The organism is Chitinophaga sp. MM2321 (genome assembly GCF_964033635.1).
Taxonomy (GTDB): Bacteria; Bacteroidota; Bacteroidia; order Chitinophagales; family Chitinophagaceae; genus Chitinophaga.
Window position 1 is genome coordinate 5,625,574 of record NZ_OZ035533.1, and the last position, 22,653, is coordinate 5,648,226.

20 protein-coding genes and 1 tRNA gene are annotated in these 22,653 nt (G+C 46.9%); 15 read left to right on the forward strand and 6 right to left on the reverse strand.

Translation table 11 applies throughout. The features are described from left to right. The first annotated feature begins 36 nt into the window (after positions 1-36). From ABQ275_RS21945 to ABQ275_RS22005, 13 genes are all read left to right on the forward strand, one after another. On the forward strand, positions 37-1,266 hold the full coding sequence (locus ABQ275_RS21945) for an MFS transporter (protein WP_349315282.1): 1,230 nt from the start codon (positions 37-39) through the stop codon (positions 1,264-1,266). A 6-nt stretch (positions 1,267-1,272) separates the two neighbouring features. Continuing rightward, on the forward strand, positions 1,273-2,157 hold the full coding sequence (locus tag ABQ275_RS21950) for a DMT family transporter (RefSeq protein WP_349315283.1): 885 nt from the start codon (positions 1,273-1,275) through the stop codon (positions 2,155-2,157). 83 nt (positions 2,158-2,240) lie between these two features. After that, positions 2,241-2,891 (forward strand): hypothetical protein, encoded by a 651-nt coding sequence (locus ABQ275_RS21955; RefSeq protein WP_349315284.1) that lies wholly within the window; start codon positions 2,241-2,243, stop codon positions 2,889-2,891. A 12-nt stretch (positions 2,892-2,903) separates the two neighbouring features. Next, positions 2,904-4,847 carry a TonB-dependent receptor domain-containing protein gene (locus ABQ275_RS21960; protein ID WP_349315285.1) on the forward strand — a complete coding sequence of 648 codons (1,944 nt, stop codon included), beginning with the start codon at positions 2,904-2,906 and terminating at the stop codon, positions 4,845-4,847. A gap of 17 nt (positions 4,848-4,864) precedes the next feature. Then, positions 4,865-5,458 carry a DUF6580 family putative transport protein gene (locus tag ABQ275_RS21965; protein ID WP_349315286.1) on the forward strand — a complete coding sequence of 198 codons (594 nt, stop codon included), beginning with the start codon at positions 4,865-4,867 and terminating at the stop codon, positions 5,456-5,458. Between the two features lie 142 nt (positions 5,459-5,600). Then, the gene (locus tag ABQ275_RS21970; RefSeq protein ID WP_349315287.1) at positions 5,601-6,929 is read left to right on the forward strand and encodes a DUF5074 domain-containing protein; all 1,329 of its coding nucleotides are present in this window, start codon (positions 5,601-5,603) and stop codon (positions 6,927-6,929) included. Between the two features lie 18 nt (positions 6,930-6,947). Beyond that, complete coding sequence (cobU, locus tag ABQ275_RS21975; RefSeq protein WP_349315288.1) at positions 6,948-7,460, forward strand: bifunctional adenosylcobinamide kinase/adenosylcobinamide-phosphate guanylyltransferase; 513 nt, start codon at positions 6,948-6,950, stop codon at positions 7,458-7,460. Beyond that, the gene (cobT, locus tag ABQ275_RS21980) at positions 7,457-8,512 is read left to right on the forward strand and encodes a nicotinate-nucleotide--dimethylbenzimidazole phosphoribosyltransferase (RefSeq protein ID WP_349315289.1); all 1,056 of its coding nucleotides are present in this window, start codon (positions 7,457-7,459) and stop codon (positions 8,510-8,512) included. Before cobU ends, cobT begins: the two co-directional genes overlap by 4 nt. Then, positions 8,509-9,285, forward strand: a complete 777-nt coding sequence (locus ABQ275_RS21985) for an adenosylcobinamide-GDP ribazoletransferase (protein ID WP_349315290.1) — start codon at positions 8,509-8,511, stop codon at positions 9,283-9,285. Before cobT ends, ABQ275_RS21985 begins: the two co-directional genes overlap by 4 nt. Further along, entirely contained in the window at positions 9,270-9,827 is a 558-nt protein-coding gene (gene cobC, locus ABQ275_RS21990; RefSeq protein ID WP_349315291.1) for an alpha-ribazole phosphatase, read from the forward strand. Before ABQ275_RS21985 ends, cobC begins: the two co-directional genes overlap by 16 nt. A 130-nt stretch (positions 9,828-9,957) precedes the next feature. Further along, complete coding sequence (locus ABQ275_RS21995) at positions 9,958-10,173, forward strand: twin-arginine translocase TatA/TatE family subunit (RefSeq protein ID WP_349315292.1); 216 nt, start codon at positions 9,958-9,960, stop codon at positions 10,171-10,173. Positions 10,174-10,373: 200 nt separating this feature from the next. After that, positions 10,374-10,940, forward strand: coding sequence for a MarC family protein (locus ABQ275_RS22000; protein ID WP_349315293.1), 567 nt, complete (start codon positions 10,374-10,376; stop codon positions 10,938-10,940). A 47-nt stretch (positions 10,941-10,987) separates the two neighbouring features. Further along, positions 10,988-11,062, forward strand: a tRNA-Arg gene (locus tag ABQ275_RS22005). A 70-nt stretch (positions 11,063-11,132) separates the two neighbouring features. Here the strand turns inward: ABQ275_RS22005 and ABQ275_RS22010 are convergent. The 6 genes from ABQ275_RS22010 to ABQ275_RS22035 form a co-directional block, all read right to left on the reverse strand. Then, on the reverse strand, positions 11,133-12,074 hold the full coding sequence (locus ABQ275_RS22010) for a PorP/SprF family type IX secretion system membrane protein (protein WP_349315294.1): 942 nt from the start codon (positions 12,072-12,074) through the stop codon (positions 11,133-11,135). 24 nt (positions 12,075-12,098) lie between these two features. Further along, positions 12,099-15,608, reverse strand: a complete 3,510-nt coding sequence (locus tag ABQ275_RS22015; protein WP_349315295.1) for an Ig-like domain-containing protein — start codon at positions 15,606-15,608, stop codon at positions 12,099-12,101. Further along, on the reverse strand, positions 15,587-17,230 hold the full coding sequence (locus ABQ275_RS22020; protein ID WP_349315296.1) for a hypothetical protein: 1,644 nt from the start codon (positions 17,228-17,230) through the stop codon (positions 15,587-15,589). Before ABQ275_RS22020 ends, ABQ275_RS22015 begins: the two co-directional genes overlap by 22 nt. A gap of 9 nt (positions 17,231-17,239) precedes the next feature. Next, positions 17,240-18,409, reverse strand: coding sequence for an ABC transporter substrate-binding protein (locus ABQ275_RS22025; protein WP_349315297.1), 1,170 nt, complete (start codon positions 18,407-18,409; stop codon positions 17,240-17,242). A 34-nt stretch (positions 18,410-18,443) separates the two neighbouring features. Next, entirely contained in the window at positions 18,444-19,034 is a 591-nt protein-coding gene (locus ABQ275_RS22030) for a tail fiber protein (RefSeq protein WP_349315298.1), read from the reverse strand. Between the two features lie 520 nt (positions 19,035-19,554). Further along, a complete protein-coding gene (locus ABQ275_RS22035) occupies positions 19,555-20,271 on the reverse strand; it encodes a hypothetical protein (protein ID WP_349315299.1) in 717 nt (238 codons plus the stop codon). Positions 20,272-20,699: 428 nt separating this feature from the next. Between ABQ275_RS22035 and ABQ275_RS22040 the strand changes: the two genes are divergently transcribed. Next, positions 20,700-21,029 (forward strand): hypothetical protein, encoded by a 330-nt coding sequence (locus tag ABQ275_RS22040; protein WP_349315300.1) that lies wholly within the window; start codon positions 20,700-20,702, stop codon positions 21,027-21,029. 159 nt (positions 21,030-21,188) lie between these two features. Continuing rightward, positions 21,189-22,601 (forward strand): hypothetical protein, encoded by a 1,413-nt coding sequence (locus tag ABQ275_RS22045; protein WP_349315301.1) that lies wholly within the window; start codon positions 21,189-21,191, stop codon positions 22,599-22,601. Positions 22,602-22,653 lie beyond the last annotated feature (52 nt).

The window sequence follows — 22,653 nt, forward strand, 5'->3', positions numbered from 1 at the left end:
TAAAACATCAGATGATCTGATCTTAAAAGAACAACGATGACAACAACAATGCAGGAAGAACCCAAAGCAGCCGCGCAACAGGCAGCCCAGCAAACGGTTTTATCCATCTTATTGGCGCTGAGCTTCACCCACTTACTGAACGATACTTTACAGTCTTTGATACCGGCCATTTATCCATTGGTAAAAGATTCCCTGAAACTAAACTTCACACAGGTAGGGCTTATTACCCTGACTTTCCAGATGTCGGCCTCCCTGCTACAACCACTGGTGGGGCTGTTTACCGACCGCAGACCCCAACCCTACTCGCTGGCAATAGGCATGGGTTTTACCCTGATAGGACTTGTAAGCCTGTCGCTTGCGCATAGCTTCCCGATGGTGCTTGTTTCTGTAGGACTGGTGGGTATTGGCTCCGCCGTGTTTCATCCGGAAGCATCGCGGCTGGCATATATGGCATCCGGTGGTAAACATGGTATGGCGCAATCCTTATTCCAGGTAGGCGGCAATGCCGGCAGTTCACTCGGCCCCTTACTGGCGGCAGCTGTGATTGTACCTTTCGGGCAGTTTCATATCATCTGGTTCTCGCTGGCGGCGCTGCTGGCTATTGTGGTGATGCTGCGGATCAAAAAATGGTACAGTGCCAACACGCACCGTATCAAGCCGAAGAAAGCAGTACAGCAACTTGAACTGGATCAGCACAAGCTGTCGAGAGGTAAGGTGATCTTTTCCCTGAGCATATTACTGATGCTGATCTTCTCCAAATACTTCTATATGGCCAGTATGACCAGCTATTATACTTTTTACCTGATGGAACGTTTTGGCGTATCCGTACAAAGTGCGCAGGTATACCTGTTTGTCTTCCTCTTCGCTGTAGCTGCGGGTACCTTTATCGGCGGCCCTGTGGGCGACCGTATAGGCCGTAAATATGTGATCTGGATTTCCATTCTGGGCGTGGCGCCGTTCTCCTTATTGCTGCCACACGCCACTTTGTTCTGGACGGCTATACTCAGTGTATTCATCGGTGTTATATTGTCTTCCGCTTTCTCTGCTATCCTCGTATATGCGCAGGAGTTAGTACCCGGCAAAGTGGGTATGATTGCAGGACTGTTCTTCGGGCTGGCATTTGGAATGGCCGGCGTAGGTTCTGCCCTACTGGGTAAACTGGCAGATCAGACCAGTATCTTTTATGTATACCAGGTATGTGCGTATTTACCGTTAATAGGACTCCTCACAGGGTTCTTACCAAACCTGGAAAAGGCAAAGAAATAAACAGTTATGTGGAAAGGTATCCTGCTTGTGCTGACAGGCGCATGCAGCTTCGGGATTTTATCGACGATCGTTAAACTGGGCTATCATCAGGGGTTTACGCTGGGTGAACTTTGCAGTCTGCAGGCAGGTTTCGGCATGCTGGTATTATGGGGCATTCATTTTTTATCCGGCGCCAAAACGTCCGGACTAAAAAATAAAGATGCACGTACCTCTTTTATATTGGGTAGCTCCACCGGCCTGGTGAGCATTACCTACTATCAGAGTGTGCAATATATTCCTGCGAGTGTAGCGATTATATTGCTGATGCAGTTTACCTGGATGAGCATGTTGGCGGAATGGGTCATTTATAAAAAAAGACCTACCCCTATTCAGTGGGTGGCCGTATTCTTTATCCTGGGTGGTACTTTGCTGGCAGGGGGGCTTTTAAATAACGGTGAAACACCCCTGAACTGGAAAGGCATCGGGTTCGGGTTACTGGCTGCCATCTTCTATACCATCTTTATTGTGGTGAGTGGCCGCGTAGCACAATCTCTAACGCCGCTGCTCAAAAGCGCCTGGATCGTTACGGGTGCGTTTCTGCTGATCACGCTGCTCTTTCCACCGCTTTATCTCATCAATGGTCGGTTTACCGGCACCTCGCTATGGATATGGGGTATACCGCTGGCGGTTTTTGGCACCGTGCTGCCGCCATTCCTGTTTGCGAAAGGAATGCCGCAAACAGGAGTGGCGCTGGGTGCTATCATCAGTGCAGCCGAGTTGCCGGTGGCGATGCTATCTGCCACCATCTTTCTCCGGGAGGCAGTAACGCCGCTACAGATAGCAGGTGTAGTGATTATCCTCAGTGCTATTGTTGTGGCAAATCTGCAACGCAGGTCCACTCCGGAAGGCTGAGAGTATTTAAAACCCATGAGGCGTTTTTTTTATTTATCTTTGCCCCCGCTATTAGATCAAAGTGATTTACGAACTGTTTTTTCATGAAAGCATTTAATTTATTTATTCTATATCGTTTCCCGCTTGGGATCGTGTTATTGTTGGGTGGTATTGCACTGGGCCTTACTGTAGGATGGTGGGAAGCCACCGTTGTACTGGTATTGGCAGTGGTATGTATTGTAACACATATCCTGTTTGGTCCCATGAGAATTGTGCAGGAAGCTGTGGAAGCCGGTGACATTGAAAGAGCTACTGCGCTCATGAACCAGGTGAAGTTTCCTAAACTGTTGTACAAACCTATCCGCTCTGTATATTATTTTATGCAAAGCAACATGGCCATGTACTCCAACGATCTGGACAAAGCGGAAGCTACTATCCGTCAGAGTATCAAGTCTGGTAGTCCGATGAAGGAATATGAAGGTATGCAGTATTTCCAGCTGGGTACTATCTCTTATCAGAAGAACGACCTTAAAACGGCCGATCAGAACCTGAAGAAAGCGATACGCATGGGCCTTCCTGACAAAGAAAATACCGCCGCCGCCCTCTTAACGCTGGCTTCTATTGCGATGAGCCGCCGCGACTTCAAATCTGCCAAGGAATTCTTCCGCAGGGCAAAGGCACAGAAGCCTACCACTGAACAGATTGTAAGTCAGATCAAAGAAATGGATAAATATATTTCCAGGATGCCTGGATAAGCGAAAGAAAATATGAACTTCTTTACACTTTCTATTCTCGGTTGTTTCCCTATTGCCGTTATTGCGCAAACCAGGGATACCAGCCGGATCAGCCAATTGAATGAAATAACGGTAACCGCCAGTAAAGGCCCGCAGAAGGCCGGTGAAACAGGCAAGGTGGTTACCATCCTCTCCCATGAATATTTACAGCAGAACAGTGGCAGAACTATTGCCAATATCCTCAATGACCAGGCAGGCATCATCGTGGCAGGCTCCGGCCAGACCCGCGGTGCAGAGCAGCAGGTATATATGAGAGGCGCTTCTGCCGGCAATACCCTTATCCTGATTGATGGACTCCCCGTGAATGATGCCGCTAAAAGTAACGGCGTTTTTGACCTGAATTTCATCACCCCGGATATGGTGGAAAAGATTGAAATCCTTCGTGGTAGCCAGTCTACCCTCTATGGCTCCGATGCTGTAGCCGGTGTTATCAATATTATTACCCGGAAAAACGACGGCAAAAAAGCAGGGATAGGCGCCAGTGCTTCCTATGGCAGTTACAACGACTTCCAGGGAGGCGCCCACGTACACGGCAGCCTGCGCAAATTCTCTTACCTGCTCGGCTATAAATATGAAAAAACGGATGGCTTTTCAGAAGCCCATGACGCTACCGGCACCATGAACTTCGAAAAGGACGGCTTCAAACAAAACAACGTTTTTGCCAAACTGGGACTGGAAGCCAGCTCACGCCTGCGTTTCCAATATCTTTTTTCTTATGGTAAATACCACCATGACCTGGATAATGGTCCCTATACGGATGAAAAGGATTATGCCAACAGGTACAGTAATATGCTGCATATGTTCAGCAGCGAATACCGGTTCAAAAAAGGAAGCTGGCATATCCTGTACAGCTACCAGCGCAATAAGCAAAACCTGTTGAATGATTCTACCGACATTCCAGTGTACAGCTTTGCGAAATACAACAATACAGACTTCTCTTCCAATACCCATCAGGCAGAATCTTATGTAAACCTGAACCTGTCTGAAAAGGTCCGTTTCATTGCCGGCGGGGTGTATGCCGTTTCCAACTACCAGCAGGACGACTGGCTATTGCTCGCGGATGCTCCCGGTATACCGCCGATTATTACGAAGCTGGGAAAGGATAGCATCCACAGTAACCAGGTAAGCGCCTATGGTTCCCTGTTACTGCACAATATGGGCGGTTTTAACCTGGAAGCCGGCGGACGGTACAATCATCATAACATCTACGGTAATAACGGTACTTTTTCTTTCAACCCGTCTTACCTGCTCAATCAGCAGCATAAAATATTCATCAATATATCATCTGCCTACAAAATACCCAGCCTGTATCAGTTGTATGTACCTGGATATGGTAACAGGGAGTTGAAACCTGAGACTACTACCAGTTACGAAGCCGGTTATCAGGCAGCCGTAGCCAACGACCGGATTAATTTCAGGGTGACCGGCTTTGCCCGTAATACGCACAACCTCTTTTATGCCGATCCGGCCAACTTCTATAAATACCGCAATGCCAACAAACAGGTAGCTGCCGGTGTGGAAGCAGAGGCTGCCTGGAACATCAGCAGAACATTACAGCTCACGGTCAACTATACTTATACAGACGGCCGGATCACCCAGCAGTTGCCAGGTGGTAAGGACACTACGTTCTACAACCTGTACTACGTGCCCAAACACGCTATGAACGCCACATTGGGCTACCAGGTAACGCCTGCCCTGTATGCCAGCGCCACTTATAAATATATCGGCCAGCGATACCAGGGTACCCAACCTATGGGGGATTATTACACGCTGGATCTTTATGGTGAGTATAAATTTGGTAACTTGCTTAAAATTTTCGCAGGGTTTAGAAATATTACGGATTATCAGTATTTTGATATCCTGGGTTATAATTCCCGCCGGTTTAACTTTAATACCGGTATCGTATTTAACTTGTAAACATTAAATCCAACATAATGTCTTTAAAAAATCTTAATCCCCGGTTTGCAGTGCTGTTGCTGTTTATCCTGGCAGCTGGTATCATACGTGTAGTGTTGGGAGCTGATACAAACATGTCTCCTATAGCCATGTTCACACCGGTAGGTGCTATGGCTTTATTTGGCGGCGCCTCTTTTTCACAAAAATGGAAATCATACGCATTCCCTTTATTAACGTTGTTTATCAGCGACATCATCCTGATGCAGTTCTTTCACCCGGAATATGCAGCAGGTATCTTGTATAAAGGCTGGATGTGGAACTATGTAAGTTTTGTATTCATGGTATTGGCTGGTCAGCTGATGATCAAAAAAATAAGTGTTTCAAATGTGGTGCTGGCATCTGTTGCAGCGGCATTGATCCATTTTGCTTTTTCCAACTTCGGTGTGTGGATGAGTGGTTCTACAGATATTACCACCGGCTTACCTTTTACAAGAGATTTCGCCGGCCTGGCCAAATGTTATATCCTGGCCATTCCTTTCATGCAATATGCGCTGATCGGAAACCTGATCTACGGTGCTATTTTCTTTGGTAGCTTTCAACTGGTACAACGCAGGCTCCGCCTGGCACAATAAAGTATTTGAGATTTAATTGTCTGGAGATTTAGTTATCTGGAAATCTGATTTTAGAGAGACCCTTTAAATGATCGGATTACCAGATGATTAAATCTCTACATGTTTCTGAGAAATTGAATATTCTGTATAAAATAAATAGACCATGCGCATATTTTCACGCAAACTCCAACTTCCCATTTTCCTGGCAGTAGCAGCTGTATTCACTTTCGCTGCCTGTCAGAAAGATAATGTTTCCGAAATCATTATACCCACTGTTGTTGACCCGGGTCTTAAAGACGGCAAAGACACGATTGCTGTTGGCGATACCAGGATACTAAGTCCTCAGCTGGCCAACTCTACAAACGGCACTTACCAGTGGCTGGTGAATGGTGTGATAGCAGGTACCGACTCTACTTTTACGTTCACGCCAACGGAAAGCGGCGACTACACCATTTCCTTTAGCGTGAGTTCCGGCAACAGTCTGACATCTTACTACTACCGCATCAAAGTAACTGACAAATACGATAACGGTTTTTATCTCATTAATGAAGGCTGGTTCGGACATGAGCCCGGCGATGTAAACTTCTACCGTAATGGGGAAGATACCCTGCACCTGAATATATTTCAACGGGAGAATGCGGGTAAAACACTCGGTACCACCACCGAATACGGCGCTGTATTTGACCGCAAACTGTATCTCATTTCCAAAGAGGGACCATTTGTAGTAGCGGATGCTTCTTCTATGAAAGAAACCGGCCGCGTACCGCAACTGCCTGCTAATGGCAATTCCTTTGTAGGTGTAGATGCCAACAGGGGCCTCATTGCGACCGTGGATGGTGTTTACCCTATCAACCTTCAGACACTGGCAGTGGGCGCTAAAATCAGCGGCATTACCGGCCAGGTAGGTGGCATGATCAAAACAGACAACCATATATTGGTGATGTCTGAGCAGGATGGCATCATTGCCTTGAATACAGGTGATTTCAGCATCGCACAAAAACTGGTGAAAGCAGATGTGGGTTTTGCCAGAACGGCCGATGGCAGTATATGGGCCGGGGGCGGTAAATTCCTGTATGCCATCAATCCGCAAACATTGGAAGTAACTACGGTTGACATACCATTTGATCTCTATGGCGCATGGGGCGCATGGAATGCCGGCATGCTGACAGCATCGACTGCTGAAAACGCCTTATTCCTGGGAAAAACCAATGCATGGGGCGCCGGTGGAAGAGAAATCTATAAATATCAACCTGGTAATGCTGCCTCTTTACAAACACCTTTTATTACCTTACCTGTAGACAGAGAGTTAATCGGCGCAGGTGTAAGATATAATCCAGCCAACAATTCACTGGTTGTTACCGGCATAGAACCCGGTTATGGAGATCACTACAAGGAAAACACACTTTTTATATACGATGCATCCAGTGCAGCCACGAAGAAAACTATTGCCTACACAGGCTTTTTCTTCCCAGCTATGCCGGCATTTAATTAATAATATCCAGCGGCTATTATGTTACACTTAGTTACGGGTGGTGCGCGATCCGGCAAAAGCAGGTATGCGCAGGAGCAGGCTTTATCACTGAGCACGCAACCTGTGTATGTGGCCACCGCGAAAGTGTGGGATGAAGATTTTGCACAGCGCATCCAACGGCATAAAGCTGAAAGAGGCGCTGCCTGGATCAACTACGAAGAAGAGTTGTACGTGAGCCGCCTGCCACTCGACGGACAGACAGTGGTGATTGACTGTGTAACTTTATGGCTCACCAATTTTTTTGCACTGCATGCGTATGATATGGATAAAACTTTATCCGCCATACAGGAAGAGATCCGGGTGTTGCAACAAAAAGCAGGTGTATTTATTATTGTCACCAATGAAATAGGAATGGGTGTGCATGCGGAAACAGCCGTCGGGCGCAGGTTTACCGACCTGCAAGGCTGGGTGAACCAGTACATTGCACGTATGGCCGACACCGTAGTATTAATGGTAGCAGGCATTCCGGTTGTAATAAAAGGTGAAGCATGAAAAATCAACAAGGCATCATGGAGATTACACCCCTATCGCAGGATTTGAAAGAAGCCTTGCAGGATAAAATTAACCAGAAGACGAAGCCTCCCGGCTCACTCGGCAAACTGGAGCAACTGGCTTTACAGGCCGGCATGGTGCAGCATACAATGACGCCTGTATTGAAGCAACCGGCGATCATTGTATTTGCAGGAGATCACGGCATTGCAGCAGAGGGGTTGGTAAATCCTTTTCCACAGGCAGTTACCGCGCAGATGGTATATAACTTCCTGCAGGGTGGCGCTGCCATCAATGTGTTTTGCCGGCAGCACCAGTTGCAGCTTACCGTAGTGGATGCGGGTGTAAATCATGTATTTGCTCCTCACCCCTTGCTGAAAGACCGGAAAATAGCCATGGGCACACAGGATTTCCTGCATGGTCCGGCGATGTCGCTGGAACAGTGCAGGCTGGCTATGCAGGCCGGTGCGGAAGAAGTAAAATTACTCCATACAGGAGGATGTAATATTGTAGGTTTTGGGGAGATGGGTATCGGCAATACATCTGCCGCTGCGCTGCTGATGAGTTACTTTACCCACATACCCGTGGCTGATTGTGCAGGCGCCGGTACCGGTAGCAACGTGCAACAGCTGGCGCAGAAGAAGGCCATCCTCCAGCAGGTGATGGCACATCATGCTACACCACAAACAGCGGAACAGGCGCTGGCCACCTTTGGCGGCTTTGAGATAGCCATGATCTGCGGCGCTATCCAGCAGGCAGCAGCCCTGCAAATGCTGGTGGTAATAGATGGGTTTATTGTTACCGCTGCCCTGCTGGCAGCAGCAGCCATGCAACCCGCCGTAAAAGACTACTGCGTATTTGCACACTGCTCTGAAGAAAAAGGACATAAAGCGATGTTGCAGTTCCTGGGCGTACAACCACTGCTACAGCTGGATATGCGACTGGGAGAAGGCACAGGTGCCGCAATGGCGATCCCTGTTATTCAAAGCGCCGTAGCATTCCTGGCCGAAATGGCCAGCTTCAATAGTGCACAAGTATCAAACCGTACCATATGAAGAAACAATGGCAGCTATTGCTAACGGCTATCATGTTTTATACACGTTTACCCGTCCCCGTTAGTACGCCGTACAGCCCGGACATGCTCAATAAAGCCACCCGTTATCTCCCACTTGTTGGATGGATAACGGGTGCTTTTATGATAGCCGTTCTATATGTTTTCGGCGGTATCGCCCCGCGGATAGTAAGTGTATTGCTATGTATAATTATGAGCGTATGGGTAACCGGCGCCTTTCATGAAGATGGCTTCGCAGACATGTGTGATGGCTTCGGCGGTGGCTGGACCAAAGAAAGGATCCTGGACATTATGAAGGACAGCCGCATCGGCACTTACGGCATGCTGGGCCTGTTGCTCCTGATGGCCCTGAAACTCACTTCCTTGTTGTCGCTCCCGATCAATAAGGTGATGCTGGCAGTGATAGCCGCGCAGCCTTTGAGCCGGTTTATGGCTGTTACCATTATCTATACCCACATCTATGTGCGGGAAAATGAAGACAGCAAATCCAAGCCCGTCTCCAAAGGCATTAGTTTGCCCGACCTCCTGCTGGCAGGGTGTTTTGGCCTGCTTCCTTTCGTGCTGGTCATGATCTATCTGCAAAATTATACGCTCCTGCTTATCATTCCTGCCCTGCTATTAGCCCGCTGGTACATGGCAAGGCTCATGCGCAAGTGGATCGGCGGATATACCGGTGATTGTCTCGGCGCTGTTCAGCAGATCTCGGAAACAGTCATATATTTGAGCTTTTGTATTCTAGCATGGAAATATATCTGATCCGGCACACCGCACCGGCAATAGAAAGCGGTATTTGTTATGGCTTCTCTGATGTGGATGTGGCCGATACCTTTGAAGAAGAAGTGGCACTGATCAGGACTAAACTCCCTGCGGGGTCATTTGATGTGTATACCAGTCCGCTGCAACGCTGCCGGAAACTGGCTGCTGCCCTATTCGGAGAAGTAGCCATCAGCGACGACCGCCTGCAGGAAATGAACTTCGGTGACTGGGAGATGAAGCCCTGGGAATCTATAGGTCGCGCTGAACTGCAAAAATGGGCGGATGATTTTGTGATAGAAAAGGTACCAGGCGGTGAAAGCTATGAAGACCTCTACACCCGCAGCATGGAAATGATAGCTGAACTCATTGAAAAAGGCAATGATGCTGTGCTCGTTACCCATGGCGGGGTGATCCGGTCTGTTCTCGCGCATGTAACCAATACCCCGCTGGTGGACTCATTTGAGATAAAAGTAAACTATGGCAGAATTTCTCACCTGCATGTGGAAGACGACCAAATAAAAGTGATATTTTATAATTCATAATGATCTTAAAATCTGATCATTATGTTAAAATTTCTAAATATCTCCCTAAAAATCAAAAAAACTGTTATTTCGTGCTAACTTTATGTTTGGAATAACCGTATATAAAAGAACATCATAAAAATCTGATATAATGACAACATCATTTTTGAATATCCCGCTTTTGTTTTTGCAAGAAATAGGTGTGAAAGAATTACTGTTAATCGCACTGGTTGTTTTGCTGTTGTTCGGCGGTAAAAAGATCCCTGAGTTAATGCGTGGTTTGGGTAGCGGCATACGTGAATTCAAAGATGCCAAAGACGATCCAAAGAAAGATGCTAAGGATGCTCCGGAAGCACCAAAGCCATAAGAAATTCATTACGGATTACCAGTTGCGGATAACGGATTTGTGGGTAGTAAAGAGCGAATAACTTTCGCGCTATCTTCTCACAAATCTGATATCCGCAATTTTAATTGATAGATACGCCCACACCAGCCTCCACCAGGCGCTGCTGCCTGTATATCCATAAAGCCTACCCTTTCTGCTTATATTTGCACAAATGAAGTTGCATGTTCAGTATCGACCAAATTCTGGCTATTACCTTTACCTTATTTGCGGTTATTGATATTGTGGGATCTATTCCTGTGCTGGTATCCTTAAAAGAAAAACTGGGTCATATAGATGCGGGCAAAGCCACGCTGGCATCGGGCTTCCTGATGATATTATTTCTCCTCGTAGGAGAACCCTTCCTGAAGATTTTAAGCGTAGACGTACACTCTTTTGCTGTGGCCGGCTCCATTGTGATCTTTGTCATCGGACTGGAAATGATCCTGGGCGTCGAATTCTTCAAAAGTGAGAAAGACGCCAAAGCCGGTAGCGTGGTCCCCATCGCCTTCCCGCTGATAGCCGGTTCGGGTACCCTGACCACCATTATGTCGCTAAAAGCCAACTTCACCGCATATAATATCCTGGCCGGAATACTCCTGAACCTGGTGATCGTATACATCGTGTTGCGTTGTCTTAATTACATAGAACGTTTACTGGGTAAAGCCGGACTGATGGTAGTGCGTAAATTTTTCGGGGTCATCCTGCTGGCAATAGCCGTTAAAATTTTCAAGAGTAATATCAATTTATAATGTGATTTGGGATTATACTTTAGAAAATGTAGTTTTGCGTTCTTCCTGGCCTCGTAGTACAATGGATAGTATAAGAGTTTCCGAAGCTCCAGATTCAAGTTCGATTCTTGACGAGGCTACCAAAAAAACCTCCCATGTGCATTTTTGCCATCGGAGGTTTTTTTTGGTTAAATTTTGTGACCTATAATATAATTACCTGAACAGGTTAATGGTTAATCCAATTTCATAACCGCCATCCACATACGATTTAATGCCCCCCGTTTGTGTGGTGTACATCGCCTGCAGCATCACTGTTTGCATGATGTTTACACCGATGCCGCCTGTAAAGCTCCCGGAAGTATGATATAATGCCAGCACGTTGCCTACATTGTTAAGAAATCCTACGTTCATGCCCAGGTCCAGGATATTATCGTTCCCTCTTACGCCCCTGTAACAAACTTTTGGCTCAAAGCTGCTAACAACGCCCTGTGGCAGGAATTTGTATGATACGGCGGTGAAATAAAGTGTACCGCCGTCTACAGCCTTATTGTCGCCGGTAAACACGCTTCTGATATTGGGCAGGGAGCCTTGCACGGTCCAGTGTTCATTGGTATAAGCCATTCCGAACTCGCCTTCAAAATAATCGTCGCGGCGGTTAAACGCTCCGATGGAAGGATCGGAATCGTCGCCAACGATCTTTGTATAATCCAGTCGCTGTACGTTCAGCGCCAGCGACAGCCCGAAATGGAGGGCTTGCCCCTGCTGGCCCAGCGGCAAATGGTATGCGTACGATAGTGCTACCCTGGTGCGATTTAACAGTCCCGCTTCGTCATTAAAAACATGAACCCCCCCGCCTACACGGTTGCCGATATAGCCGTCGGCCGTAAAGAATTTCGATATGGGAGCGCCATCAATACCATTCATCTGGTGACGGTAAGCTGCGTTGATATGGAGCCCTGAATCAATGCCCGCCATCGCCGGGTTTGCCAGGTATTGATTCTGGAAATACTGGGTAGCGGATGGCTCCAGCAAGGCCGGCGCCTCGCTGAGAGATTGGGCCATGCCCTGCATGCTGCAACCTGCTGTTAGTAATAAACATAGCAATGAAGTGCGCATATAGCTGGTATATAATAGTGTATGGAATGAGAAACGCATGTTATCACATTTTAGTAGGGACATTTACTGCGCCCTGATGATAGTAATATATCCTTTCGCTGTTTTAGAGCTGCCATTGATCGTGAGGATGTAGTAGTAAGTACCTTCAGCCAATGGTTTGCCATTCATCGTGCCATCCCAGTCGTTGCTGTAATTCCTGCGCTGGTATACCATACGGCCCGTGCGATCAAATATCTTCACCTCGTTATCAGGATAACTGTCCAGGTTACGGATCACCCATTTGTCGTTTCTGCCATCACCGTTTGGCGATATTATATTGGTGGCTTCTACTTTAAAGTCTGCTATCGTGCTGATACTAATACTGCCGGTATTGCTGCATCCGACGGCACTGGTCACCGTTACTTCGTAAGTGGTATTGGCCATTGTTCTCACCTGCAATACAGCCGATTGCTGCCCGCTGATAATACCATCCGCCGGCGCCCAGCTATAACTGCCGCCACCGGTGGCAGTGAGCCGGATGATATCGCCTTTGGAAACGTTGTTGCCTTTGTCGCTGCTGATGCTCACTGCCGGCAAACTGTTTACGGTAATGCGGAAGCTGCGTTGCTGCGTATCTGCACCGCCATTCTGTGTGCCACCGTTATCTTTGATGGTAACGGTTACATTGGCCGTGCCGGAAGTAATGTCAGGTTTGAGTTGGTAACTGAGTACGCCCGCATCACTTACCGTTAATTGATCGAAATAAGGTTGATCGGCAGCAACAGTGAGCTTGTACGTTTGCACGGGTTCTACCGCCGACATGCCCGTTAACCGGATCGTATGCACATCTGTTCCGGCGCAATTGTTTTCATCCGCAATTTCATCCAGTGTAGGTGCCTTGTTAACGAATATGGAAAGGATATTGATGGTGATTTGTGCAGGCTGACTAGTGTTCAGTCCATCGCTAACGGTAACGGTTACACTAACTGTAGTGCCGGCCTTACTTTTCAGGATGGCTGCATCCTTAACAGTGATAGTGCCGCTGCCGTCTATGGCAAAGGCGCCGCCGGAACCGTCTGTTGCAATGGTCCAGTTCTGGATGACACCTCCTGCATCTGTGGCGCTGAGTTTTCCAACTATAGTACCGGTGGGGCTTTCGCCTTTTACATCGAAAGTTTGCGCATTGACCACCGGCGCTGTGCCATCGTAAGTAAAGCTCAACGTATTGGAGGCGGTATTGCCGTTGCCGCCAATATTTATTGCGGCGCCCGCTGGCACGCTGATACTTGTTCCTCCATCTGCCACCGGCGTAATCACCACTGTGTAAGTGATATTATCTGCCGTTTGCGGATTACCTGCCGTTGCATTAGTGGCGTTGATATCTGCCGCAGTAAAGCCGGTAACTGCTTCACTGAAAATAATGGTGACAGTGAGGGGCATGTTTATACGGGAAGCGGCGCCGGAAGATAATACAACGGAAGGATGCTGGGTATTCACCAGTACATTGGTGGTACTACCCGCATGGTTGATAGCTGGCGTTGCATTATTGCTGCTGGCGTCGCGGATAGTGCCGTTAACGGCAGCGCCCAGGGCGATACCGTCCATATCCATATCGCCATCTTGTACAGTATAACTGAATGTTAACGTGTTGGAGTTGCTGCCTCCGGTGTAGGTGGCTTGCCTGGTGGTGGTTCCTATTATCACATCCAGGCTTGGTGTGCCGCTTACCGTTACGTTTTCAGAAAAATGCAGGGCAAATGAGAGCACACCCGCAGTAGTATAAATACCGTTGAGCGGCACGTCTACACTGGTAACAGCGGGTGCGGTGCCGTCGTATGTAACGTTCAGCGTATTGGAGGCTGTATTGGCGTTGTTGCCGATATTTACTGCTGCACCGGCAGGCACCCGTATGCTTACGGGGCCATCTGCGGTGGGTGTTACTGATGCAGTATAAGTAATATTGTCTGTTGTTACCACGTTGCTCAAAGTAGCATTGGTAACAACCATATCACCCGATGTAAAGCCGGTTACTGCTTCAGTGAAGGTGGCCATTATCGTAAATGGCTGATTCACCGGGGAGGTGGCTGTTGTGGAGATAGTAACGCCGGGTATCCCCGTATTTACAAACACTGCGGCGGTGCTTCCAACTGAATGAAGCGTTAACACTGCATCATTGCCGGCAGCATCGCGGATAGTGCCGCCATTCAGCACCAGCACGGTTCCCAGGCCAATGCCATCCATATCCATATCTCCCGGCTGTACAGTATAGCTGAAAGAAAGGGCGGTGGAATCGGTACCGCCAGTGTAAGTGGCATGACGTGTGGTGGTTCCTATGATGACATCCAGGTAAGGTGTGCCTCCGGTGGTGCTTACAGCAATGTTTTCATTGAAGCTGACGGTAAAGCTAAGTACATCTCCGCTGGTGTAATAGCCATTGGCCGGCACATTTACAGCAGTAACAACAGGCGCTGCTGCATCTACCAGCACGCCCGTAGTAGTAGCTACATTGTTGAGCGGAAGCAGGGCGTTATTACCTGCCTTATCTTTTATGCCGCCACCGTTCAACACCATATTGGCACCCAGGGTAATACCATCCTTATCCACATCTCCATCCTGTACGGTATAACTGAAGGAAAGGGTATTGGCGCCACTGCCACTGATATATACTGCCTGTTTGGTTTGATTGCCAACCACTACCTCTAATGAAGGGGTGCCGGTTACGGCAACATTTTCTGCATAATGTACTGCAAAGGAAAGCACATTCCCGCTCTTGTAGGTGCCGTTTGCTGGTACGTCTACACTGGTAACAGCGGGCGCGGTGCCGTCGTACGTAACGTTCAGCGTATTGGAAGCCGTATTGGCATTGTTGCCGATGTTTACCGCTGCGCCGGCAGGCACCCGTATGCTTACGGGGCCATCTGCGGTGGGTGTTACTGATGCAGTATAAGTAATATTGTCTGTTGTTACCACGTTGCTCAAAGTAGCGTTGGTAACAACCATATCACCTGAGGTAAAGCCGGTTACCGCTTCCGTGAAGGTGGCCATTACCGTAAATGGCTGATTCACCGGGGAGGTGGCTGTTGTGGAGATGGAAACGCCCGGTGCACCCGTATTTACAAACACTGCGGCGGTGCTTCCTACTGCATGAAGGGTTAACACTGCATCATTGTCAGCGGCATCGCGGATAGTGCCGCCATTCAGTACCAGTGCGGTTCCCAGGCCAATGCCATCCATATCCATATCTCCCGGCTGTACAGTATAGCTGAAAGAAAGGGCAGAGGTACCGCTGCCGCTGGTGTAAGTGGCATGGCGTGTGGTGGTTCCTATGATGACATCCAGGTAAGGCGTGCCTCCGGTGGTGCTTACAATTGTATTTTCATCGAAATTAAGGGTAAAGTTAAGCGTGTTGCCGCTTGTATAATACCCATTGGCAGGCACTGCTACTGAAGTAATATCAGGTGGGTCCTGGTCTACTACCCAGTTGTAGGTTTCCGGTGTAGGGTCAGCGTTTCCCGCCTGGTCTACCGCTCTTACGCTTAGTGAATGACTGCCAGGGCCATTACCTGAAAAGGTTACCGGGTTGGTAACAAGCATATATATTCCTCCCTCCGGCTTGCCTCATAAATGCTGTTGGATTCAGTTGAGCTAAAGGTAAAGGTGGCGGTGCCGCTGTTCGTGAAGGGCGGCGGTTTGCTTACAATACTGGTAGCGGGAGGCGTTTGATCCAGCGTGATGCTGGCGTCAAATACTGCCTCATTGCCGGTAGCGTTTTTCAGTTGCATATGCACTGTTTTGGACCCGTCGCCAGGAGATAACGTAAAGCTTTTGGTGGCAGCTATGGGTTCATATGCAGTGTATGGCTCGCCATCATTGGCAAAATGCATCTCATTTGCGTTGGCACTGGTAATGGCTAAATTAACTGTGGGGCTATTGGTATAAGCCGCCCCGCCATTAATGGTAAGGCTGCCGGTAGGCGCCGTCCGCACAATCGTATATACTTCCCCGGTAGAATATGGTATATTGGAAAGATGGTTGATGATACCGATACCGGTTACGCCCAGTTTCAGCGTACCATTGCCGGTACCCGTGTTTACCGTAACAGTATAAATGGCACCACTGCCGGTTATGCCGCTAGTATGCGGGCTACCCGAGATACCACCGGTGGTGGTGATGCTAAAGGCCGACGCGTTTACATATGAAACCGGCCCGCTGAACGTCACGGTAAAATCTACGGTTGCCGCGCCGGTGGGATTGGGACTGGCGCGTACTACACTGACTACAGAAACCGGGTCGCCAATCAGTTTAATGAATTGTCCATTGCCGGGAGCCGCGGGATCATTCACATAAACATCCCCGTGGCCGTCTACCGCCAGTCCCCAGGGATAAACCAGGGTGCCGGTACTTAGGCCTGTATATATTTCCGTACCCGACGTTAGCGCCGGTGCGGCATATTTCATCACATGATAAGTGCTTCCGCTGGCCAGTTCCGAGGTGTACAGATTACCGGCAGCATCTATGGCGAGAGCGGAATAACCTTTACCGGTAGCGAGCGTAGTGGGCGCGTAACCCGGTGCTGTCAGTTTGATCAGTTTACCATTTGCGGAACTGTTTGGAAGGTCGAGGATGTAGATATTATTCTGCTTGTCCGTAACAATTCCCCAGGGATAAGAGCCTGCGCCCGGAGCTATAGGAATACCGGTAAATAAAACTACTCTGTTCCCCCCATTGGCATCATATCTTGCTACCTGGTAGTTGGCAGTACCATCATACTCCATGGTAAGGAGGTTATTGTTGGCATCTGTTGTGATGGCGGTGTAAAACTTACCCTGTAGTATTACGCTGGATGTAAAAGTGCCGGCAGCCAGTTTAATGATTTCCCAGTTGTTTGATGTATTCGGGTTCGTTACATACACATCTCCAAGACTGTTCACGGCAAGTCCCCAGGAATGGTCTACACCGGCGTTTACCAGATCTGAATAAACAGTGGTAAATACTCCTGGTGGCGCGCCGTTTGAGTATCTGCGCACCTCATACTTAGAGCTGCCAGCGTTATAAACCACTACATATGCACTACTCTGCCTGTCGGTAGCTACGGCGGTATAGACGTTGCCGGTTTCGATTACCGATGGAGTGTACTGCGCAATGCCCCTAAATGAGACCAGCATGCCTCCTAAAATCAACAGGAATATTTGTAATCCTTTGTAAAAAAATTTCATAGTACGTTGTTAAATACAGAGGAAAGGATTTTGCCATCCGGACACGGACTCGTCGTGTATCACTTTAAATTCTTTTGCATCGAAACGCATTCCTTTTCCCTGGTCAAGAATTATTTTGCGTATGTTATTTCCGTTAGTAGTGATCTTCAGAATATTGGAAGAAGGGAGCGCAAAGCCTGAGAGAGGATAGAAATTTTTCTCTCCACGTGGCCCTTGTATTACTTCTGTGCGCAGTTGTTGCTTTACTTTGTCCCAGTCTTTTTTCTGTGCATGCGGCAGTAGCTCTTTCCACACCAACCCCGCTTCATAGCCCATCAGCGCATAAATATTGGCCGGTTGCTGTGCCAGTTTTTCGAATTGTTTTACAAATACCTGGTTAGCCCTGCTTTCATCTTCCTTTATCCATGATCGTGAGGTATAAAGCTCCAGGTCCACCTGTTTCAGGTCTTCCAAAATATTGTCGTACACCATTGCTTCATGCACCAGCAGGGGAACTTCTTTATGTAACCCGCTCTGGACCCATTGCTGCAGGAACCGGAGCCCCATGCTGCCGCAAAAAATGGCATGCACATAGGCGGGTCTTTCTTTCTTCCACCCGGCAAAAATATTGTCCAGCTCCATTTTGTGCGGGTCCTGTTGATCAAACGGCAGCACCGTCAGTTGTAGCGAGCCGCCTCCAGCAGCGGCAACACCCTGCTGGAAAGTACTGTTCAGATGATAACCGGCTTCGTATACCGGCATGATCATATGACCACCATTGCCCCACGTACTTTGGGCCCAATGCCCTAAAGCATATTGGGATTGCCATAATTGGTGGGATGCGTAAAATACATCCGGACTGAGATATGAAAAGTGAGGAACATATTCTCCCATATCAAAAAAGAAGGCGGGTCTTTTTTCTTTTTCTATGAGTGGAATAAGGTCTGGTACTGATTTGTAGCTGATAAGCCCTGATAAGATATCTACCCGGTTAAAGAAGAGTAGTTTACGTGCAGCTTCCTCGCTGGCCTTTATACCACCCATATTGGTAAACTCCGGTATAAACCGGATGGTACGCTGCCGGGCAGGGTCCAGTCCCATGCCCAGCAGCCACCCGGTAATCAGGTGCTGTGAAAAAAAAGGATATATACCTGAGTAAGGGGTCAGGAACCCGATAGTAAGGATAGGATATGTAGACATCAATCTGTTTCGTAGAATAGAAAATGGTTGTTGATCAGCTGCGTGAAGGGAAGACACCTTCGAGCGCAATCAGGTAACTAAGCGCCAGGTAAGGGTTCATAATGGCTGTCGGCTGATTGCCGCCTGTTGGTCCTACAGTAATATTTCCACCAATGATGGAAGGCGCCAGGGTAGCTGTTTTGTCCTGTGCAGCATAGCCATTAACGGCAACACCACCTGGGCCTGAGCCGATGGTAGGCAAAGTAGCCGGAACCAGGGTGCTTCCCGGAGTGAGCGCGGTACCCGCCGCAGTGCTGGCAGAAGGGGTTACAGACAAGCTGCTGGCATCTACAGGGTGTGTATGCGCCGGCATATTGGTGGTCAGCAAAGTAACGGATTCTGCTCCTCCCTGCTGGCCAATAACGTAATTACTAAGGCCGGTGCCCTGACCCCAACCAATAGGCATCCTGCCTCTCAGGTCAGGTAAAGCGAAAGTAGTAGTGCCATTGCCGCCATAAATGGTGCCTAAGAGGGAAAACAGCGCAGTGTTTTGTGCAACGGAAATGAGTTGTCCCCAGCAAAAGGCCCAACCGCGGATCTCAAAATTGCCGCCGAATAAAATGATAAGAGCAAGGTAAGGTGTCATAGTAAATCGGATATAAGTGTTAGAGGATATGTAGAAAATTTCTTTAATTAATTTTGTATTTTCCATTTCAGGAAAGGGCCGGGCACAAATCTGCAAGGTATTCCACGGAGACACATATCAGATCAAAAATCATAGCTATAGCATTACCAACGTGGGCTCACAGGCGGTCAGGGAGATTATTCAGATACCTAACATATTTGAATAAATGAAAATAGGATGGAATAAAGTTATACTTTTTCATTGAACTAGTTATACTCTAAAAAAATTTCTTTTTTTTAGTTTGTCATCCTGACATTCTTTCCTTCCGGGTAACACTAATCAGGTGTGTGCCGAAGTGAGAGTGAACTGTCGTTTATATATTCTTCCAGGCAATAGCCTTTATACCTTTCAATGAAGGCTTCCGCCGTCAGTACATCCTCTATATCCAAATTCGATAGCTCCCTGACAAGGCTACCAAAAATTAAAAAGCCGTAAATGTTTTATTGAAAAACATTTACGGCTTTTTAATTTTATATAATTTTTATTTTGAACTCAGGTCAGCCCGATAAATAAGTATTTCACTCCACCGCGTTTCAACACATTTTGCATAATCCTGTAGAAAACTATCCCAGGAGCCTTCCCCATTGATCGCATTATACCTTTCAGGAAGTGGTTTCCTATACCCGGCGGCTAATTCTTTCAAACCATTCTTAAGCCTGGTTACAGTTATAATCTGCGGCCCACCAGAACTATTTGCCTGGTAAACGGTAACACTTTCATTTCCTTCTACCCACACTTTCTTTAATTTGCTTACAAGGTCCATTACATTCCCAATCATACCTGGTTTGGGATACATGTGATTAATCACAATTTTATCAGCCCAATCGGAAAGGCCTACAGTACTAAGCGAGTCATTGTAATCAAAAAAGGAAGATGAGCCTCTGTCAGTAAGGTATGCAGCTACCGCTTTACTCCAATCATTCGTATGCTCAGTACCAAGGTTCCCTCGCGAGTCAAGAGACTCCCAGCTGGCTGGCCCCTCCGTTATATGGACACCTCCGGCATCCGGTCCCGACTGAATATCATATACCCGCCATGTCCAATCGCCTTTGTGGTATTTCTGCGCATGAGCCGCTAATGCTTTTTCGAACTCTAAAACCTTGTCAATTTTTGGGAAAACTCTTGTTGCATTGAGCACGTTTTTTTGTGCCATTCCCACCAAAGGAATAAGCATCACAAAAAGAATAAACTTTTTCATTGGGGAGTTTTTAAAAGTTTAAGAAATTGGGGGAGAGTTCTGATAGGAGATAACAATTAATCAAAAGGTAAGACAATAAACGATAACCGGAAGAATTTAAGTTTTCAGGTAACATGTCAGTGCATCCCTTAGCGAAAATGGAAAGTTTTTTTAAGTACAAAAGAGGAGCTTATCCTCACCATTTTGCTACCCTATAAACCCCATCAGATACCCGGAAAGGAAATAACATTTCATAACACTAAAAGGTGAGATTCAAATAAGAAACCTTTGCTATCTTAATAACCTGAAATAAGTTGTAGCAAAAAACATTAACGTTTAAAAGTTAACCGTAAACTAATCCTTCTATTTCCCTATGTATTAATTTCCGGCAACCAGTAAACGATTACCCTTAATACTGAGATCCCTTTAACCCAAATTTATAATTGTAGATGAAAAAAACAACTCTAAAAACAGTCCTGACAGCCATTTTTTTCTCTTTGTCAATCGTAGTTGTGAATACCCAATATATACAGGATCAATTTGCCATATTCCAACCCGCAACTTTTCGGATTAGTGGAACCGGAACATTAAAAAATATAATTACGACAGCTGGTCAAGGAGAACATTTTACTTTAAGAACGACAAGCAATAGATGGAACATTTATCTCTCTGGCGTTGATGTTGGAAATAATACCGAATCCGATTTAACATTTATAGGTATAACTCCCATCAGCAGCAGTAGTTCAAAAAGAGGGCATAGATCTGGACGAAATAAATAAAAGCTATTACAAAAAATTGAAGAGCTGACCTTGCACTTAATTAAAATGCAAAAAGAAATTACCCAGGAAAAGCAAGAACTTGCGGTATTAAAAACTGAAAAGATATAAATTCAACCTAAATCAAAAGATATTCTTATTAATCTCTATAATACTTCATCTATGAAAAAGAAGATTTACAGTTTGTTGGCCCTTCTATATACCGTAGTTACAGGCTATGCCCAAGATGCTTACATTCAAAATCAGAGTATTTTAGCTCAGCCTGCCACTGGATGGATCAGCGGGAAATTGGCTTCCAGTTATCTTCAGACCACTACCGGCACCAGCGCCACGGGTAGTCGTCATCATGATTTTTTCGCCGGCACCAATACGCCTGCCGGTGCTAACTTAAGATGGTCTTTCGGTTTACAAACATTAGAAACAGGCAGCAATTTAGGATCAGATTTTAAGCTCTGGAGTTACAAAGATGATGGCACCTACCTTGCCACCCCCCTTACGATTCTAAGATCTACAGGAGTGGTGAGTATCCAAGTAGGAATTGGCACGCCATGGTTAAATACGAATAATTCAACCGGAGTTTTGAGTATTCACGGTGGCGCCAATGCTGCCAATAGCTATAGAGGTGCTGAAATAGATTTAAGAGCGGGGGGGCATTCTATTACTCCCGGAGAAATGACTTTTCATACGGGTATTGGTGGCGGAGGTACAGCGCAGCCGGAAAGAATGAGGATTAATGTCGCTGGCCTGGTAACAATGGGATATGGATTAAGTCTGACCAATACCACGTCCAATAATTTACTTTACGCGGATGCTGGTTTTGGAGCACCTACTTTGATAACGAGAAGCCAGGGTACGAAAATTACACTCTTGCCTTCCGTCAGTGCCAATAATGTTGACTATGCGTTTGGACTGGAGAGAAGTGTAAATAATACAGAATCCTGGTACAGTATGCCCAGCCACTCCTACGCACATTCCCTTAAATTCTATGGAGGGACAAGCCAAATAGGCAGAATAGACGGACTCGGTAATAGTCAATGGGAAGGACAAGGACGGTTTAAAGGATGGTACACTGCCAATGGAACAGGTATGGCAGCGGAGTTAGGGGTATCCGCTAACCGTGCCGCACTCATCGGATACAACAGGACACCAGGCGCTACAAGTTATATACCTCTGCTGCTCACGGGAGGAACAACAAGTTCTAATAACACGAACGTTATAATTAATAATGTAGGTGTTGGAATTGGCACTTTAACCCCACAGTCCGAACTCTCTGTAAAGGGTACCATCACAGCCCAGCGGGTAAAAGTAACCCAGACAGGTTGGGCAGATTATGTATTTCACAAGGATTATCCACTTCCTTCTTTACAGGATATTGAAAAATTCATACTTGAACATAACCACTTACCGGGAATCCCATCAGCAGCAGAAGTTCAAAAAGAGGGTATAGATCTGGGCGAAATAAATAAAACGCTATTACAAAAAATTGAAGAACTGACCTTGCACTTAATTAAAATGCAAAAAGAAATTACCCAGCAACAGCAAGAACTTGCGGCATTAAAAACTGAGAGGATATAAATTCAACCGAAATCAAAAAATATTCTTATTAATCCCTATAATACTTTCATCT

Bases quoted from the DNA above. Each gene is read 5' to 3' on its own strand.
- ABQ275_RS21945 (WP_349315282.1), top strand. From the start codon at position 37: ATGACAACAACAATGCAGGAAGAACCCAAAGCAGCCGCGCAACAGGCA.
- ABQ275_RS21950 (WP_349315283.1), top strand. From the start codon at position 1,273: ATGTGGAAAGGTATCCTGCTTGTGCTGACAGGCGCATGCAGCTTCGGG.
- ABQ275_RS21955 (WP_349315284.1), top strand. From the start codon at position 2,241: ATGAAAGCATTTAATTTATTTATTCTATATCGTTTCCCGCTTGGGATC.
- ABQ275_RS21960 (WP_349315285.1), top strand. From the start codon at position 2,904: ATGAACTTCTTTACACTTTCTATTCTCGGTTGTTTCCCTATTGCCGTT.
- ABQ275_RS21965 (WP_349315286.1), top strand. From the start codon at position 4,865: ATGTCTTTAAAAAATCTTAATCCCCGGTTTGCAGTGCTGTTGCTGTTT.
- ABQ275_RS21970 (WP_349315287.1), top strand. From the start codon at position 5,601: ATGCGCATATTTTCACGCAAACTCCAACTTCCCATTTTCCTGGCAGTA.
- cobU (WP_349315288.1), top strand. From the start codon at position 6,948: ATGTTACACTTAGTTACGGGTGGTGCGCGATCCGGCAAAAGCAGGTAT.
- cobT (WP_349315289.1), top strand. From the start codon at position 7,457: ATGAAAAATCAACAAGGCATCATGGAGATTACACCCCTATCGCAGGAT.
- ABQ275_RS21985 (WP_349315290.1), top strand. From the start codon at position 8,509: ATGAAGAAACAATGGCAGCTATTGCTAACGGCTATCATGTTTTATACA.
- cobC (WP_349315291.1), top strand. From the start codon at position 9,270: ATGGAAATATATCTGATCCGGCACACCGCACCGGCAATAGAAAGCGGT.
- ABQ275_RS21995 (WP_349315292.1), top strand. From the start codon at position 9,958: ATGACAACATCATTTTTGAATATCCCGCTTTTGTTTTTGCAAGAAATA.
- ABQ275_RS22000 (WP_349315293.1), top strand. From the start codon at position 10,374: ATGTTCAGTATCGACCAAATTCTGGCTATTACCTTTACCTTATTTGCG.
- ABQ275_RS22010 (WP_349315294.1), bottom strand. From the start codon at position 12,074: ATGCGTTTCTCATTCCATACACTATTATATACCAGCTATATGCGCACT.
- ABQ275_RS22015 (WP_349315295.1), bottom strand. From the start codon at position 15,608: ATGCTTGTTACCAACCCGGTAACCTTTTCAGGTAATGGCCCTGGCAGT.
- ABQ275_RS22020 (WP_349315296.1), bottom strand. From the start codon at position 17,230: ATGAAATTTTTTTACAAAGGATTACAAATATTCCTGTTGATTTTAGGA.
- ABQ275_RS22025 (WP_349315297.1), bottom strand. From the start codon at position 18,409: ATGTCTACATATCCTATCCTTACTATCGGGTTCCTGACCCCTTACTCA.
- ABQ275_RS22030 (WP_349315298.1), bottom strand. From the start codon at position 19,034: ATGACACCTTACCTTGCTCTTATCATTTTATTCGGCGGCAATTTTGAG.
- ABQ275_RS22035 (WP_349315299.1), bottom strand. From the start codon at position 20,271: ATGAAAAAGTTTATTCTTTTTGTGATGCTTATTCCTTTGGTGGGAATG.
- ABQ275_RS22040 (WP_349315300.1), top strand. From the start codon at position 20,700: ATGAAAAAAACAACTCTAAAAACAGTCCTGACAGCCATTTTTTTCTCT.
- ABQ275_RS22045 (WP_349315301.1), top strand. From the start codon at position 21,189: ATGAAAAAGAAGATTTACAGTTTGTTGGCCCTTCTATATACCGTAGTT.